Genomic DNA, 15,838 nt, shown 5'->3' on the forward strand with positions numbered 1-15,838 from the left:
CGCTGACGCCGGAGACATCGCTCGGTTTCGAGGTCATCGAGTTCGCGCTCTTCGTGCTCGGCGTCGACCTGTATCCGTGGCAGAAGTGGCTGCTGATCCACGCGCTCGAACTGCGCGAGGACGGCACGTATCGCTTCCGTCGAGTGATCGTCCTCGTCGGCCGCCAGAACGGGAAGACGACGCTCGCGTCGGTTCTCGCTGCCTGGTGGCTGTACGTCGACTCGGCTCGTAACCCCGACAGGATCCCGCCGTTCAAGTTCAAAGTGGTCGGCGTCGCGCAGAACCTCGACATCGCGAAGGAGCCGTGGTCGGCCGTCAAGCTGGTGCGACCCGGACCCGGAGACGGCGGAGGAGGCGGAGCTCGGCATCGAGGCGCTCGTGCAGGCGACGGCCAAGGTGCGCGACGCGAACGGGTCGATCGCTATCACTGCCCGGTCGCGGGCGCACTACGAGATCCGCGCGGCGAAGAACGCTCGTGCGAAGCCCGCCGCCAAGGTCCTCATGGACGAGATGCGCGAGCAGCGCGACTGGTCTGCGTGGAACGCGGTGTCGCAGACGACGAAGTCCTTCTGGAACGGGATGCTCGTCGGCTTCTCGAACGCGGGAGACGCGGGCTCGGTGGTGTTGTGGCATCAGCGCAACGCGGCGCTCCTTGACCTCATCGCCGCAGGCATCCAGGTGCCCGACTACGTCGAAGAGGGGATTGCTGACGCCGAGGCGTACGCCAACGGCGAGACCGCCGAGTCAGCGCTGGTGGACCAGTCGCTTGGCATCTTCGAGTGGTCGGCGGCGCCGGGGTGTGCGAAGAACGACGTCGAAGCGATCCTTCAGTCGAACCCGTCCATCGGGCACGGGTCGATGACGATCGAGATCTGCCTCGCCGACATTCGCGGGATGACCGACGCTGGATACCGCACGGAGGTGCTGTGCCAGTGGGTGACGTCCCGCATCGAGCCCTACCTCGACGCCACCGACTGGGAGAAGGCCGCAGACCCTGCTCTGCTCGATGGGGACGGCGCCATCGTCGACGCCGGGTCCACGATCGCCGCGGACTCCCGCATGGTGCTCGGCATCGACGTCTTCCGTGAGAAGCGCGTCACCCGTACGAGCATGGTCGTCGCCGGATACCGCTCCGACGGTCGCGTGCACCTCGAGGTCGTCGCTCAACGCACTGGCATGACCTGGGTCGTGAAGCACGCGGTTGCGGTCCGCGCCAAGACCGGCATCACGCAGGTCGCACTGCAGACGAAGGGCTGCGACGCCGCCGACCTGGTCGCGCTGCTCAGCGACGCGGGGTTCACCATCGTCGACATCTCCGCGTCCACCCTCCTCACCGCGGCTGGCCGGATGGCCGACCGTCTGCGAGAGGACAAGGTCCGACACCGATCGCAGGGCCCGCTCAACCGAGTACGACCCCGCGTCGATGTGGAACTTCTCCGTCGGTGCGACGAACACGGACGCGACGCAGCTCGTGCTCGATGCGAACCCGTACAACACTCCGCCCGCTGAGGGGACGGTGTTCATCATGGCGACTTTTCAATTGGCAGTGAAGCCGGCCGCCGACGAGAACGGGGGAGACCCCGCAGCGAGCCTCGGCATCGACTACGTCAGTGCGAAGGGGAACACTTTCAACGCGAGCAACGCCCCCTGCGGCGTGATCGCTGGGACAGAGATCTGGGCAGTCGGGACCATGTACCCCGGTGCGACGGCGAGCTTCGACTCCTGCGTCGCCGTCCCCGCCGATGCAGTGCAGGGCGGCGTCTGGCGCGTCTCCTCCTACATCGACCCCAGCGCGTTCATCTTCCTCGACGGCGCGTGAGCCTCACCCCCGCACGAAACGCTCCTCCCGCATCTTGTGCTGGGAGGTGCGGCCCCTGCTCGTGCGTCGATTGCGCCGCTTCCGGGACGCCGCGGCCGCGGGGACGGGCACGCCGCCACCGTCCCAGTTGCCCCCGTCCCGGACAACACTGGGACAACATGTCGGAACGCGTCAGCGTGTCACGGTGTCGTCCAATGTCGCTCCGATGCATCGGATTATGCCCGGTCAGACTGGTAAACTGCGGGTCTATGCGCGCCCGTGTCGTTGAGCGTCGCGACCGGTGAGGTCGTCAAGGGGTCGTAGGTTCAAATCCTGTCATCCCGACAGTTGAGGCCCGAACTTCCGCAGGATTGCGGGGGTTCGGGCCTCTTGTCGTTTCCGGCGACGGGCGTGCGTCTCATGAGCGGGCACGTGAGCGCCGAGTGCGGTTCGATCAGCGGCTCTAACAGAATCGTCTGGACCTGGCACTGACATCAGTCTCGGACGAGCCAGATACGTTTGCTGGTGGCGTTGTCGGATACAGGCGGGTCGGACACGTCGGTGTCGTAACGGAACCGGACGCCGTAGAGGACTCCTGCTCGGGGAAGATTGTCCACCGTGATCGGCCACAGTCGTTTCGCGGTGTCGCCGGGAGAGACCTCTACGTAGAGGCGCTCGGAGCGTCGTGTGTACGGGTGATTTCCGTCTGGGTCGGGGTCCCAGGTGGGCACGCCGATGGACGCGGCCCAGATTCGGTTTCCGATTCCTTCGACGTAGGTGCTGCTGCCGGGCGTCTTGAAGGCATCGTGGCCGATGGCGGTGAGGTCGCCGCCGAACGTCCAGTAGTGGCAGGTGCCCGAATTGGTTATACGGGTGGGGATGTGCAGTGTCTGCCCGATCTTGACGCGGTACACCGGCTCCTTCTGCCCGTCGACAGTCCGGTACTCGCTCGGCTTCTCGACCGGGTAGCCGGCGATGTTCGCGTCAATGGCGGCACCGGCCTTGCCTGGCACCGTGAGGCAGTCGGGTGCCGGGTCGGCGCTGGCGGCGGTGGGGGCTGTGACGAGGGAGAGGGTGAGCAGGCCGGCAGCAAAGGCCCCTGGGGTGCGTGATCGCATGTGACTCATTCCGATGGGTCAGCACCACATTCCGGGGAGGAGCAGTCCCGGCGGAAGCGATTGTGTTCGGCCTGACTGACGCCAGCACTCATTGGCCCGGCGTCCTTTTACTCAGAGAAGCGTGAGGGGAATTGACACCGAACCTCGACCCGGCGCCGAGAAAGTGATGACAGCCGTCGGCGGGGAACTCTGCTCCGGCCCCTGGCGGCCGAGGTAGATGATGAAAGCCCCGCTCTCGGCGCCGGGTTCGATGGGTGCTGCAAAAAACCACACGACGGACTCGCCTCCGTCGCCGTACCGCCAAGCGACATCGCCGCTGTATCCCGAGTAGAAGTAATCCGGTTCGGTCGCCGGAAGGGCAGCGATGAGGTCGCCGGCGGCAAGGGCAGTGGTGCCGTCGTTGGTGATCCAGATCACGTAGGACGTGATGCCGTTGTTGTCAGTGGGGCCGCTCACCCGGTAGGTGAGCTGAGGTGTGGTGCTCGCTGATGCGAGGGGCGCAGCGACGGCCAACGCGATCACGGGCGCGCTCCATGCGGCAGCCCCGACGAGGGCGCGGCGACTGATGACACCGCGCTCGAGATCGCTCATGCCACGGATGCTATCGGCTGTTGAAGTGCCGCGGACACGCGATGTCGGAATTGCCGAGCTGATTTCTTGGCTCAGTTACACAGACGTCATGTGATTCATGCATACTCGGCGGCACGGGGTGGCAATGGGACTGCACGGGGCGGCACCAGTCGATCGAGGCAGCACCCCCGCAACGACGGGGGACTTCGTGACCGAGCTCATCACCGACCATTCCACCGCGAACGCTGGAATGGATCGCCGCACCGTTATCAAAGCGGCTGCGTGGACAGTTCCCGCAATCGCCATCGCCGTCGCGGCACCCCGCGCGGCGGCGTCCACGTCCGATGTCGGCGCGTATTCGCTCTCCGGCTCCTGCGGAGCTCCGGGTATTCAGGGGCCGGGGTTCGTTCTCGTCGCCAGCGCCACCGCGCCGTTACCGACAGGGACGACGGTGCTCATCTCCGGCACAGGAGTTTCCAGTATCGGAGTCTTCTCCTCGACCCCTTCGGGGATGACAACGCAGACTCGGCTCAGCGGCACGGCTACCCAATTCACGCTGACCGCAGACCTTCCGGCGGGAACAGCCATCTCGTTCCGCACGACTCTGTCGACGAGCGCGAGGTGGACTTTGAACGCTCTCACGACGCTGCCCGAGGGCTACACCGCAACAGGGGCGAAGTCGGACGCCGTTGTCACCTCCTCGCTCACCGGATGCTCGACGAGCTGAGAATGCTCGCCGCGTGCGTCAGGCGGGCTTCCGGTCCGGGTCAGCGATGCGCCCGACGCGCGGCCCCTGCTCGTGCGTCGACTGCGCCGCATTCGGGATGCTTCTGCGGCGGGCGAGACTGCACGCCGTCGATGCGCACGCGGACGGACACGATCCGGTGACCATTCGGAACGCGTCGGAGTGATCCGGTGCCCTCCCGTGTCGATCCGATCGGGCGCGCCCGCCGAGTCAGTCCGCGTGCCGCCCGCTGTTGCGGTCCCACTCGAGCGACTTCCACTGGAGGAAGGTGCAGAGGTTGCTGGCGATCACGTATTCGGCGGCGAGGCTCGTGATGTCGTGGATCGACAGAGACAGACTCTCGGGCTGCTCGCTGAGGGTCAGTTCCCACATCGGGTCGTCGTAGCTGCGCGGTCGCATGTGGATGGATGCCGACGCGTTGCGCAGGCGCAGGATGACGAGCCCCGTGTCGTCCTCGCCGTCGTCCTCCTGAGGGGCGACCGAGATCGAACCCGCGATGCAGTGCTCCTCGCTTTCGAACTCCGCGACCCATGCTTCGAGCTGTTCGCGGGAGCGGCGGGGCGGCGAGTCCTCGAGCGATTCCATACCGGCAGTCTCGCACCCGTTGTCGAGCGGCGCGCACACCTTGCGCAGGTGTCTCGGCGTCGGACGCGGGGCTCCGAGCTACGGTGGCACGTCCGCGGCGGGGGAGATCAGGCGGCGTCCACCGTCGCGGCATCCGTTCGCTTCTGCAGGTATTCGCAGAGCTTGCCCGTCGTGAACAGCTCCTCGCCGAGGGAGATCAGGTGCGTTCCGGTGAGCGGGAACTCCCCGGAACGCTCGGTAAGGGTCGCGGTCCAGGTGCGGTCGCAGTCGATGTTGAGGTAGATGGACGCCGGACCGTGGTTGAGATGGACGGCGACGATGCCCGAGTCGGCGTGCTCGGGGTCGTCCTGCGGGAGGACGTGAACGGTCGCGTGGGCGACGCTGTCGTGCTGCTCGTAGTCGGCGACCCACTGCGAGATCTCGTCGAATGCGGGGCGAGTGCACGTCATCCGCCAAGGCTATACGGAATACGACGCGCGTCGGCGGGGTCTCCTGGATGCGCAGGCACCGGGAGAGCACCGTCTCGGGAGAGGTCGCGCCTCACCGGTCCGAGTGACCGGCCGCCTGGAGGAACTGCACCATCGAGTGGTTGTACGGGCTGCGGAACCGCCGCTTCGCGCGGATCATCGTGTAGCCCTGAGCGCGGAGAGCGAGAGCGTTCGTGACGCTCAATCGCTGCTTCGGCACGGGTTCCCACCCTCCCGGCAGTCGATAGGCGTGCGTGATCGTCTGCGACCCTGGCATCGGCATTGCCCCCCTTGAATGCAGCGGACCGATTCAAGCGACTTTACCTGCCGGTGGGGCAATCGCTTTCCGCTCGCACTACCGGGATTCGCCGGAGCTTCGGTTCGATCGGCCTTCCCCGTCGGGCCGTCCCCGGAATCCGGGCGCGGAGTTGGGGGTTCACGACGAGGACGCGGATGCCGTGAGGCCGGCCGCCGCGCCCGATTCGCGCGGGACGATACGCACGGCATCCGCGTCCTCACCCCCCAGGGGGTGGCTGTGTGGTCAGGCCGCGGACGACCCCGACGGGCGGATGTCGGCGTCGGACCACGGGGCGGCGCCGGCCGGCTGCTGGGTGTAATGCGAGAGCGACAGCTCTTTCGAGTTGCCCCACCCGCGTCGAGCCCGGACGAGGGTGTACCCCTCGTCACGCAGCGCGTGGGCGGTCTCGGCGGTGAGGGGGCGGTGGGGGAGCGTCTCCCATCCGCCGGGCATGCGATAGGCGTGGGTCACGGTGCGAGGGCGAGTCATTTCCACTCCAGAACTCGAGCTTTCGAGGGCGCTGCGCCATTGGAGCGGGGGAGGACGACGTTACGCGTCGTCGGTGGGGGTGTCTGTCCCCTCTTCGGAGGGTCAGCGTGTCGGCGGATACTGCCGCAGCGAGATCTCACGCGTGTCGAACAAGCCGCGACGCGCGCGTACCAGCATGATCCCCTGGTCGCGCAACGCGGCGGCTCGTTCCGGCGTGAGGGGCTCGTGGGGGGCCTTCTGCCAGCCGCCCGCGAGTGTGTAGATGTGTGTCAAGGTGCGAGGTCGAGTCATCATCACCCCCTGCGGGGAATGTAGCCCTCGGAGATAGGTCCTGGCCGAGAATTTTCCTCTCCGTAATGCGCGCGTGGACGACCGTAACCCGGGCGTCTCCAGACCGTCTTCCGGGCGGATGCGGCAGGGTGCCCTGGGTGGGTCGCGGCCATAATGGCCCGATGGTCACCGCCCGCATCGTCATGCTCTTCGCTCTCGCCGCCATCGCCGAGATCGGCGGTGCCTGGCTCATCTGGCAGGCGGTGCGCGAGAACCGGGGCTGGTGGCTGGCGCTGCTCGGGATCGTCGCGCTCGGCGCGTACGGCTTCATCGCGGCGCTGCAGCCGGACGCGCACTTCGGGCGCGTCCTCGCCGCCTACGGCGGGGTGTTCGTCGCGGGTTCTCTCGCCTGGGGCGTCGTCGTCGACGGCTTCCGTCCCACGGTGTGGGACTACGTCGGCTCGGCCGTCGCTCTCGTGGGGGCGGGGATCATCGTGCTCGCGCCCGCCTCGGCCGGGGCGCCGGAGTGACGGCATCCGATTCGAGATCCGGCCGACGGAACCATTCAGTTAGAGAGCCAAGTAGTTAGCTAGACGAGATATCGGCGGATTGTCAAGCGGCATGTGGTGAAGCGCCCGTGCGGGCACACTCGATGCATGCAGTTCGAAACCACGCCCCACGAGGGCCTCGCCGACGACTTCTCCGCCTCCGAGACCGCGCGCCCCTTCGGCTCGTACCTCTCGGTGATCAACGGCGGAGACTGATCGTCCCGCGGCCCGCCAGGGCCACTCACGACAGGACCGGATGCCGACAGGCTCCGGTCCTTCGTCGTGATCCCGTGGAAGGAGGGCGGATGCCATGACCGCGCGGCTCATCGAGATCGACGGATCGCGGGTGCACGGCATCCCATCCCTGTACGCGGAGCTGAACCGCGTGTTCATGCCGAACGAGCCCTGGACCCTCGGCGAGAGCCTCGACGCGTTGGACGATCTGCTGTACGGCGGGTTCGGGGTCCTGCGCGGCTCGGAACCGGTGCGCGTGCTGTGGCGCGACGCGGAGGCGGCGCGAGCGGCGCTCGGGGTGGAGACGACCCTCGCCTACCTGCGGCGCAAGCTCGAACGCCCGGACGTCTATGCGGTCGCACCGGCGCGACGTGCCCTCGACGAGCTCGAGGCCGGACGCGGCGAGACGTACTTCGACCTCGTCGTCGGGGTGTTCCGCGACCACGCGAACATCGAGCTCGTGTTCGCCTGAGGACCCCCGTCGACGTCCCGGTGGACCGAGCGCCGTGCCGTGTGCAGCGCTGCGCTCGGGGCCCGGGATGCGTCACCCCGGGCCCGTCCCGCGTCACTCGTACCGCAGCGACTCCACCGGATCGGCGCGTGCCGCCCGCGCGGCCGGAAGGCTCCCCGCGAGGAACGCGATCGCCATGATCGCCACCGTCGTCACCAGGATCGACACGGGGTCGAAGGCGATGAGCTGCAGCCCCGGCAGATCGCTGAAGAGCGTCTGCCCCAGCTGCGCGCTCACGGCCGTGCCGACGCCGATCGCGACGACCGCGCCGATGAGACTGCCCAACAGTCCCAGCATCACCGCCTCGAGGCTGAACAGCGAGAAGACCCGGCCGCTGCCCATGCCCATCGCCTTCATCAGCCCGATCTCGCGCGTGCGCTCCTGCACCGACATCAGCAGGGTGTTGACGATGCCGAAGCTCGCCGCCAACAGCGCGATGACGGCGAACGCGTTGAGGACGAGCACGATCCCGTCGATGACCGCCTTGAAGGTGCCGAGCTGATCCGAGACGGTCTGGCCGGAGTAGCCGGCATCCGACAGCGCGGTCTTGGCGTCGTCGACGTCCTGCGCCGCCGCCGACGACAGGGTCACGCTCGCGCTCGCGTACCGATCGAGCTCATCGGCCGGGACCCCGGTGTTCTGCGCGGTGAACAACGCGTCTTCCAGAGCGGTGTTGGTGGTCAACGAGGTCGTGGAGGCGAAGGCGCCCTCGGTCACGCCCGTGATGGTCGCCGAGACCACGTGCTGCGTGCGCACCGGGTCGGACACGGCGATCGTCAGTGTGGCCCCGACGGCATCCGCGGCGTCCGGGAAGCCGAGGGGCGTCACGAGCGACTCGGGGATCGCGGTCTCGAGCGCGTCGGAGGACTCGTCGGGCGCGGCGCCCGCCGCCAGCTGCGGAGTCTGGCCGCCGATGAGCGAGCCCGCGCTCGCGACGTAGCGCTCGCCGCCGTCGACCTGCACGTAGTCGATCTGCACGGCGCGGGTGGGGCTCACCGACGCGACACCGGGAAGGTCTTCGATCGTCCGGATGTCGGCATCCGTCAGTGCCGAGACGGTCGCGGTGGCGCCGGGGCGACCGGGGTTCGTGTTCGCCGAGGAGACCGCGTCGGGGTCGTACTTCTGCGGTTCTGCGGATGCCGCGGCCCCCGTTCCCGTCTTCGTCACGGTCAGCACGTCGGCAGCGCCGATGGAGGAGACGGTGTCGTCGATGAAGCGGTTGATGCCGGTGCCGAGACCGTTCGTCAACGTCAGCGTGAAGGCGCCCACGAAGATCGCGAGCACCGTGAGGATCGTGCGGGTCTTGGAACGGAACGTGTTCGCGGCGGCCGTGGCGACCAGGTCGGTGGTCTTCATGCGGCGCTCCGTTCCTCGGTGACGATGACGCCGTCGCGGATCTGCACCCGGCGGTCGCACCGCGCCGCCAGCTCGTCGTCGTGGGTCACCACGATGAGAGTGATGCCGTGCTCGCGGTTGAGGCGGAACAGGATGTCCTCCACCACGGCGCCGGTGGCGGAGTCGAGGTTGCCCGTGGGCTCGTCGGCGAAGATGACCCGCGGGTCGTTCACGAGAGCGCGGGCGATCACCGCGCGCTGCTTCTGCCCGCCCGAGAGGGCCGTGGCCTTGTTCTTCGCCTTGTCCTGCATGTCGAGCTCGGCCAGCGCCGCGAGTCCCCGCCGGCGGCGTTCAGCGCGTCCGACGCCCGCGATCTTCAACGGCAGGATCACGTTCTCGAGCACCGAGGCGCTGGGGGTGAGGAAGAACTGCTGGAACACGAAGCCGAACGTCTTGTTGCGCGTGCGGTTGAGGTGGCGCCCGCGCAGGGTCGCGGCATCCTTCCCCTCCAGACGCACGGTTCCGCTCGAGGGGGCGTCCATGAGAGCGAGCAGGTGCATGAGGGTCGACTTGCCCGATCCGCTCTTGCCGACGATCGCGATGCTCTCGCCGCGGTGGATGTCGAGGCTCACACCGCGCAGCGCGTCGAAGCGCGCGGATCCGCGGCCGTACGACTTGTGCAGATCGGTGACGGAGAGCAGGGGAGGAGGAGGTTCGGATGCCATGACCTCACTGTCGCTCGCGAGCGCACCGCTCCGCGTCGCTCGCGCGGGGTGGGCGACTCCCCCCGCGGGGGTATTCCGCGAATGCCCCGTGCGGGCGATACCCGCGGGGGAGTGAGCAGTCCACACTGGGAGGATGCGACCCGACCCGGCCACGGACACGCCGCCGCGCCTGGTGCCGGCGGGGCGCGCCTGGCTCGTCGACGTGGTCATCGCCGTGCTGGTCGTCGTGCCCTCGTTCGCGCCGGTCCCGTTCCCCGAGTTGCGGCCGTCGAGCCCCCTGGTGCACGTGCTCATCGTGCTGCCGGCGCTGCTGCTGCCGCTGCGCCGCCGGTGGCCGCGTCTCGTCTTCGTCGTCTGCATCGCCATCTTCGTGGGAGCCCTCGTGCTCGGGACACTCGCGCCGGGGGCGGCGCTGACGACGGCGATCGCGGCCTACGGGATGGCCGACCGCGTCGGGCGCAGGGAGGCCGCGCCCGTGGCCATCGCGGGGGTGGTGGGGCTCGTCGGCGCCAGCATCGTCGTCGGCCTCATGACAGGGCTCGACACGCGGTTCCTGCAGGTCGGCCTCGCCGTCGCGCTCGCCGGAGCGATCGGAGATGCCGCGCGCTCCCGCCGCGCGTACGTCGCGGCGGTTCTCGAGCGCGCCCGGCGCGCCGAGCAGACGCGCGAGGCCGAAGCGCGGCGCCGCGTGAGCGAAGAACGCCTGCGCATCGCCCGCGACCTCCATGACGCCGTCGCCCATCAGATCTCGGTCATCAGCCTGAACGCGGGAGTGGCGAGCTCGGCACTGGACACCCGCCCGGACAAGGCCCGCGAGGCGCTCGCCACGATCCGCACCGCTTCCCGCGACGTGCTCGCCGAGATCGGTTCGATGCTGGCCGTGTTGCGCACCCCTGACGACGTGGACGCCCGCGACCAACCGGGGCTCGCGCGTCTCGGGGCGGTCGTGGAGTCGGTGCGCGTCGCCGGGTGGGATGCGGCCGTCCGCGACGAGCGCGACCCCGACGAGGTGCTGCCCCTCGGCGTCGACATCGTCGCCTACCGCGTCGTGCAGGAGGGGCTGACCAACGCCCTCAAGCACGGCACGGCCCGTCGCGTGCACGTGCTGCTGCGTCGTGACGGCGACGATCTCGAGGTCGTGGTCACCAACCCCTTCCGCCCCGAGGAGGCCGCCGCCGAGCCCTCCCCGTCGGGCTTCGGCCTTATCGGCCTTCGCGAGCGCGTCGAGTCGGCGGGCGGTCGCCTCGACGCGGGACCGGCGCCCGGCGGCTATCGTCTCGCCGCGCGTCTGCCGGTGCCCGCCCCCCGCCCGACTGCTCGACCCGGAGGTTCCGCATGAGCCCGACACGCGTCATCGTCGTCGACGATCAGGTCCTCATCCGCGCCGCGGTGCACGACCTCCTCGACGCGGCCGACGGCATCGAGGTGATCGGCGACGCCGCCGACGGCGAGCAGGCCGTCGCGCTCGCCCAGGCGCTTCGCCCCGATGTCGTGGTGTGCGACATCCGGATGCCGCGCCTGGACGGCATCGAGGCCACCCGCCGTATCTGCACCGACCCGGCGCTGGCCGACACCCGCGTGCTGATCCTCACCACGTTCGAGGAGGACGACTACGTCGTCGCAGCGCTGCGCGCCGGAGCGAGCGGCTTCATCGGCAAGGGCGCCGAGCCGGAGGAGATCATCCACGCCGTGCTCGCCGTCGACGACGGGGGCGCGCTCCTGTCGCCCGCGGCGACCCGCGGTCTCATCGAGAAGTACGTGCGGCGCGCAGCGCCGGTCGCGGGGGAGGCGCCGTCGCTCGACGTGCTGACCGACCGGGAACGGGAAGTCCTGCGCCACATCGCCCGCGGGCGGTCGAACGACGAGATCGCGGCATCCCTCTTCATCTCCCCCCACACGGCGAAGACCCACGTGAAGAACACGATGCTGAAGCTCGGTGCGCACGACCGCGCGCAGCTGGTGATCGCGGCGTACGAGAGCGGGCTGCTGGTCCCGGGGGAGTGACGGCCACCGTCACGATCGTCGCCCGCGCGGATGTCGTCGGGGCGCGCGGCGGGGCGGCTCATCGCTCTCCGACGGGTCCGCCGGGGTCGGCGCACGGGTCCTCGTAGGATCGTGACACCGGCGGGGTGGGTCGGCGTGGACGAGCGGGGGATCGCATGAGCGGAGGGCGACGCCTCATCGGGGTTCGTGGTGCGCTCGGGCATCCGCTGGTCTGGGCGGTGGTGTGCGGTCTCGCGGCCGTGCCCCTGCTGGGCACGGCGTTCGACTTCGGAGGGTTCCTCCTCTGTCTCGCCGCGGGCTGGCTCGTCGCGCACGCGGTCGTCCGCACGCTGATGACCCTGCGCTCGCTCGCCCTCTCGTTCTCGCTGCACATCGGCCTCGCGGCGGCCGCCGGAGTGGCTCTGTACGCGCTGACGCAGCACGCGGCACCGGCTCCGGTCGATGCGGCGATCGTCACGGCGGCGTCCTACGCGGCCGTCCCGGCCGCGGGATGGGTCTGGCTGACCCTGATCGGGCGGGTGTCCGGTCTCGTCCGCGCGGACTCCGCTCGGCGCGCGGCACGGCTGGTGACTCCCGAGTGGGAGCGGAGCGGAGACGTGTGGGAGCTGCGCCTGCCGGTCGTGCCGCTGCGGCTGTCGACGTATCGGCTCGTGCTCGGCATCCTGATCGGGGGCGGCGGGGGCGCGCTGATCGCTTTCGTGGTCGGGTTCTCCGATGTCGCGATGCGCATGAGCCCGCTGCTCATCGTCATCGTCCTGGGCTGGCTCGTCGGCCTGCCCGTCTACGGCGGCCTGCTGCTGATCGCACGTTCCCGCACCGTCGACGCGCGCGTGCGGGTGACCGCCGATCGGATGGTGGTGGAACGGATGCCGGGAGGCGCACCGATCGTCGACCTCGGTCTCGCCGAGCTCCGGTCGCTCCGTTGGGCGGCGAGCGAGGCGCCGACCCGCGTCGAGCTACGGCCGGTGGACGGCCCCGGGCTCGTGCTGCTGTTCGGTCTCTCCCATCGGCCCGCGGGGATGGCGGCGACGCTGCCCGAGCTGCCGTCGGGCCTGCGCCGGCGGCTGACCGACGCGGGGCTGTCGGCGCGCGAGACGCGCGGTCGCGGCGGCGACGATGTGCTCGCGCGCGATCAGGCGGCGTCCGCGGCGCTCCGCTCGGGCGGGGTTCCTCGCCGCTGATCCCCACGGAGCGGAACACCGGTCAGGCGCGACCGGAGACCGATGCCCTCACGCCCTCGTCTGCGGGGGCGCTGACGAGCGCTGCCGCCCGTTCACCGAAGGGCCGCTTCCCCTCGGCGCGGCTACTCGCCCGCCTTCTCGAGACCGCGGGTGCGGATCTCTTCGAGGTCGAGGCCGGCGAGGATCTTGCGTGCGACGAGGTCGTCGATCGTGCCCTCGCGGCGCAGCCGGAGCAGCACTTCGCGTTTGCGGTCGAGGACCGCGAGCCGCAGCCTCTGCGCCTCCTTGTGACGCAGCAGCGGGGAGCGCTGCGTGACGTCGATGTCTTCGCTGACGGCGATCATCTGGAGGGGCCCGGTGAAGGCCGTGCCCGCCGCGTCCCCGTCGTCGACCCGGCGATCGTCGCCGCGCCGGTCGGTTTCGTGACCGTCCGGCGGGACGGGTCCGGTCGCCGAGCCGTCGTCGTCGAGAGAGGCGTCGAGTTCGGCGAGGTCGCGCTCCTCGATGGCGCGCTGCCGGGCGACGGCCCGCGCGTTCGCGAGCTCGAGACGCTCGTAGCCTTCACGCCGAGCGCGGTCGCGCACCCGATCGCTGATGCCGTGTTCGACCGCGAGGTCGTCGAGGGCGGCGAGGGCGGCTCCCGAGATGGCGCGTTCGGCGAGCTCGTACTCCTCGATCGCCGCATCGTCGTTCGGGAGCTTCGCCCATTTGATGACCGCGGGAAGGAGCGGTCCCTGCACGAGAAGGGTGAGCACGATGACGCCCGCCGTCACGAAGACGATCGCGTCGCGTCCCGCGACCGGGTCGCCCGCGGCCGTGGTGACGGGAACCGACAGGGCGATGGCCAGTGACACGGCTCCGCGGAACCCGGCCACGGTGCTCACGACCCGCGACCGGTGCCGGAGCGACCGCGACGATCCCGCGGCGGGTCGCGAGAAGGGCGAGAACATCCACTGGAACAGATAGCGCACCACGAACAGGGCGATCCAGGCGGCGACCGTGACGATGAGCAGGATGCCGATCTCCGACCCCGAGATCTCGTGCAGCACGAGCTGCACCTCGAGGCCGATCAGCACGAAGAGCGCGCCGTTGAGGAGGTAGACGCCGAAGGGCCACGTGGCATCCGCCGCCCTCCGCGACATCGCGGTGGTGATCCGCGGCGACACCCAGGCCATGATGAGGCCCGCGAAGACGACCGCCAGCACCCCCGAGGCGTCGATGAGCTCGGCGATGAGGAAGGAGACGAACGGGACCAGCACCATGGTGAGGTTGATCGTCAGGGTCGACTGCATCCGTCGCAGGGCGAAGAACGCCGCAGCGGCCACCGCGATCCCCGCGGCCGCTCCGCCCAGGTATGACAGCAGCACCATGCCGGTGATCTGCAGCGGCGTGATCTGGTCGCCCAGCAGCAGCGCGACGGCGATCGCGTAGAGGACCAGGGCGGTGCCGTCGTTCGTCAGGCTCTCGGCCTTGAGCTTCATGAAGGTCTTGGCGGGCAGCAGGCGCCCGAGCGCGGCGACCGCCGTGGCGTCGGGCGGTGCCACCGCCGCGCCGAGCACCAGGGCGGCCTCCCACGGCACGCCCAGCAGCGTCGCGACCCCGGCGACGGCGAACGCGGATGCCACGACGAGGAGCGTGCTCATCGGGATGATGTAGCGCAGCGACCGGCGCACCGAGCGGAGGGACGTGGTCCACGCCTCACGGAAGAGCATGATCGGCAGGAACAGCAGCAGCACGGTCTCGGGCGGGAGCTCGATCTGACGGAGCTCGGGGATGAAGCCCAGGGCGAGGCCGATGACGAGGAGGACGAGGGGCGTCGCGACGCGCAGTCGCGGCGCCAACACCGTGCCCACGAGCATCGCGAGGCCCAGCAGAACCGTGATCTCGAGTCCCTGCATCCGTGCCGCCTTTCGCAATGCCCTCAGGACTCAGCGTAGAGAAGGGCCCGGACATTCCCGAGGGGGTGTTCGCGCCGGTCGGGGCGGCTCGCTCGCGACGACGGCGTAGCCGCGTTCAGCGACCGGTCCCGAATGAGCATGCCGTGGAGGGTGCGGAGGAGCATCGAAGGGGCAGCAGTTCTCGTCTTCGATACTCTGGCGGAGGAACGGGGCGATCGGCCGATGGCGCGATCGCGCCGACGAGACGGGGGAGCGTGGTGATGGGTGTCGTCACGACCTCGCCTCGACTGGCGTCCGCGGAGGCGCGTGTGCCCGTCTTCCCGAACGGCCGACGCCCCGCGTGGCTCGTCGTCGTCGTCGTGCTCTTCGCCGTGCTGCCCGGTGTCATGGCGGTCGCCGACGGCCGACCCGGCCTGCGCCTCGTGACGGGTGCGTCGACCGTCACCCTCCTCGGCGTCGCGGGCTGCCTGAACCTGCTCCTCCGCACGATGCGGGAGAGGGTGGTGCGCATCGACGAGTCGGCATCCGGCATCTGGTTCCGCCCTGCCCCGGCCGCGACGGCGATGCCGTTCGTGCTCGGGAGCCTTCTGCTGCTCCCCGCGGTCGCGCAGATCGTTGTCGATGTGGCGGACTTGGCGACGATGCCGTCGTTCCTGCTCACGCGCGCGCCCTCTGCGCTCGGACTGCTCGGCCTCGGCATCATCGTCGTGAACACCGTGCGGCTGCGCGAGGCGGCCGGCCTCCACGTGACGGTGGAGGGGCTCACAGGTATTCGTGGTCGCGGCCGCATCGACTGGACCTGGGACGAGCTCGCCGAGGTGGATGTGGGCACGGGACCGGTCGCGAAGCTCCGGCTCGTCGCCGACGCAGGGGGACCCGGCATCGAAGCGCCCATGCTGGCGCTGGGTTCGGACCCGAACCAGGTCGCCACGGTGGTGCGGTACTTCCGCGATGTCCCTTCGGCGCGAGCGGAGCTGAACGGCCCCGGACCCGCCGTCCTCCGCGGCGTCGACGACGCGCTCCGCGCCCGTGAGGGATGAGCGCGCGCTGCGCCCGCGCGAG

The 15,838-nt window shown here is 69.7% G+C and carries 19 protein-coding genes; 9 read left to right on the top strand and 10 right to left on the bottom strand.

Annotation, left to right across the window (positions count from 1 at the left end):
* Nucleotides 1–378 precede the first annotated feature (378 nt).
* Nucleotides 379–1,509: a hypothetical protein gene (locus AB0N80_RS12300; RefSeq protein ID WP_363578861.1), complete on the top strand. Its 1,131-nt coding sequence runs from the start codon at nt 379–381 to the stop codon at nt 1,507–1,509.
* Nucleotides 1,510–1,525: 16 nt separating this feature from the next.
* Entirely contained in the window at nt 1,526–1,819 is a 294-nt protein-coding gene (locus AB0N80_RS12305) for a hypothetical protein (protein WP_363578862.1), read from the top strand.
* A gap of 473 nt (nt 1,820–2,292) precedes the next feature.
* On the opposite strand, the gene AB0N80_RS12310 is transcribed toward AB0N80_RS12305, so the two are convergent.
* Both AB0N80_RS12310 and AB0N80_RS12315 read right to left on the bottom strand, forming a co-directional pair.
* The gene (locus tag AB0N80_RS12310; RefSeq protein WP_363578863.1) at nt 2,293–2,916 is read right to left on the bottom strand and encodes a hypothetical protein; all 624 of its coding nucleotides are present in this window, start codon (nt 2,914–2,916) and stop codon (nt 2,293–2,295) included.
* Nucleotides 2,917–3,027: 111 nt separating this feature from the next.
* The gene (locus AB0N80_RS12315) at nt 3,028–3,507 is read right to left on the bottom strand and encodes a hypothetical protein (protein WP_363578864.1); all 480 of its coding nucleotides are present in this window, start codon (nt 3,505–3,507) and stop codon (nt 3,028–3,030) included.
* A gap of 187 nt (nt 3,508–3,694) precedes the next feature.
* Here AB0N80_RS12315 and AB0N80_RS12320 point away from each other — a divergent pair, with 187 nt between their 5' ends.
* On the top strand, nt 3,695–4,213 hold the full coding sequence (locus AB0N80_RS12320; protein WP_363578865.1) for a hypothetical protein: 519 nt from the start codon (nt 3,695–3,697) through the stop codon (nt 4,211–4,213).
* Between the two features lie 228 nt (nt 4,214–4,441).
* Here AB0N80_RS12320 and AB0N80_RS12325 read toward each other — a convergent pair whose 3' ends face one another.
* The 5 genes from AB0N80_RS12325 to AB0N80_RS12345 form a co-directional block, all read right to left on the bottom strand.
* Nucleotides 4,442–4,816: a hypothetical protein gene (locus tag AB0N80_RS12325; protein ID WP_315993031.1), complete on the bottom strand. Its 375-nt coding sequence runs from the start codon at nt 4,814–4,816 to the stop codon at nt 4,442–4,444.
* 107 nt (nt 4,817–4,923) lie between these two features.
* Nucleotides 4,924–5,265: a hypothetical protein gene (locus tag AB0N80_RS12330; protein WP_363578866.1), complete on the bottom strand. Its 342-nt coding sequence runs from the start codon at nt 5,263–5,265 to the stop codon at nt 4,924–4,926.
* A 91-nt stretch (nt 5,266–5,356) separates the two neighbouring features.
* Complete coding sequence (locus tag AB0N80_RS12335) at nt 5,357–5,503, bottom strand: hypothetical protein (protein ID WP_315993029.1); 147 nt, start codon at nt 5,501–5,503, stop codon at nt 5,357–5,359.
* A 321-nt stretch (nt 5,504–5,824) separates the two neighbouring features.
* Entirely contained in the window at nt 5,825–6,070 is a 246-nt protein-coding gene (locus AB0N80_RS12340; protein WP_315993028.1) for an alternative tryptophan synthase beta-subunit, read from the bottom strand.
* Nucleotides 6,071–6,172: 102 nt separating this feature from the next.
* Entirely contained in the window at nt 6,173–6,361 is a 189-nt protein-coding gene (locus AB0N80_RS12345; protein WP_363578867.1) for an alternative tryptophan synthase beta-subunit, read from the bottom strand.
* Between the two features lie 161 nt (nt 6,362–6,522).
* Here AB0N80_RS12345 and AB0N80_RS12350 point away from each other — a divergent pair, with 161 nt between their 5' ends.
* Together AB0N80_RS12350 and AB0N80_RS12355 are read left to right on the top strand one after the other, a co-directional pair.
* Entirely contained in the window at nt 6,523–6,870 is a 348-nt protein-coding gene (locus AB0N80_RS12350; protein WP_363578868.1) for a YnfA family protein, read from the top strand.
* Nucleotides 6,871–7,198: 328 nt separating this feature from the next.
* Nucleotides 7,199–7,594: a ribonuclease inhibitor gene (locus AB0N80_RS12355; protein WP_363578869.1), complete on the top strand. Its 396-nt coding sequence runs from the start codon at nt 7,199–7,201 to the stop codon at nt 7,592–7,594.
* Between the two features lie 93 nt (nt 7,595–7,687).
* Here the strand turns inward: AB0N80_RS12355 and AB0N80_RS12360 are convergent, their stop codons facing one another.
* Nucleotides 7,688–8,989 carry an ABC transporter permease gene (locus AB0N80_RS12360; protein WP_363578870.1) on the bottom strand — a complete coding sequence of 434 codons (1,302 nt, stop codon included), beginning with the start codon at nt 8,987–8,989 and terminating at the stop codon, nt 7,688–7,690.
* Complete coding sequence (locus AB0N80_RS12365; RefSeq protein WP_363392478.1) at nt 8,986–9,693, bottom strand: ABC transporter ATP-binding protein; 708 nt, start codon at nt 9,691–9,693, stop codon at nt 8,986–8,988. The genes AB0N80_RS12360 and AB0N80_RS12365 overlap by 4 nt, the downstream gene beginning before the upstream one ends.
* A gap of 133 nt (nt 9,694–9,826) precedes the next feature.
* Here AB0N80_RS12365 and AB0N80_RS12370 point away from each other — a divergent pair, with 133 nt between their 5' ends.
* The 3 genes from AB0N80_RS12370 (at nt 9,827) to AB0N80_RS12380 (ending at nt 12,878) form a co-directional block, all read left to right on the top strand.
* Nucleotides 9,827–11,032 (top strand): sensor histidine kinase, encoded by a 1,206-nt coding sequence (locus AB0N80_RS12370; RefSeq protein ID WP_363578871.1) that lies wholly within the window; start codon nt 9,827–9,829, stop codon nt 11,030–11,032.
* Complete coding sequence (locus AB0N80_RS12375; RefSeq protein WP_363578872.1) at nt 11,029–11,697, top strand: response regulator transcription factor; 669 nt, start codon at nt 11,029–11,031, stop codon at nt 11,695–11,697. The genes AB0N80_RS12370 and AB0N80_RS12375 overlap by 4 nt, the downstream gene beginning before the upstream one ends.
* A gap of 155 nt (nt 11,698–11,852) precedes the next feature.
* Complete coding sequence (locus tag AB0N80_RS12380; protein ID WP_363578873.1) at nt 11,853–12,878, top strand: hypothetical protein; 1,026 nt, start codon at nt 11,853–11,855, stop codon at nt 12,876–12,878.
* 122 nt (nt 12,879–13,000) lie between these two features.
* On the opposite strand, the gene AB0N80_RS12385 is transcribed toward AB0N80_RS12380, so the two are convergent.
* Complete coding sequence (locus tag AB0N80_RS12385) at nt 13,001–14,776, bottom strand: Na+/H+ antiporter (protein WP_363578874.1); 1,776 nt, start codon at nt 14,774–14,776, stop codon at nt 13,001–13,003.
* Nucleotides 14,777–15,084: 308 nt separating this feature from the next.
* Between AB0N80_RS12385 and AB0N80_RS12390 the strand changes: the two genes are divergently transcribed.
* Nucleotides 15,085–15,816 (top strand): hypothetical protein, encoded by a 732-nt coding sequence (locus AB0N80_RS12390; RefSeq protein WP_363544015.1) that lies wholly within the window; start codon nt 15,085–15,087, stop codon nt 15,814–15,816.
* The last annotated feature ends 22 nt before the right edge of the window (nt 15,817–15,838 follow it).

This window comes from Microbacterium sp. NPDC089188 (assembly GCF_040685155.1).
Classification (GTDB): Bacteria; Actinomycetota; Actinomycetes; order Actinomycetales; family Microbacteriaceae; genus Microbacterium; species Microbacterium galbum.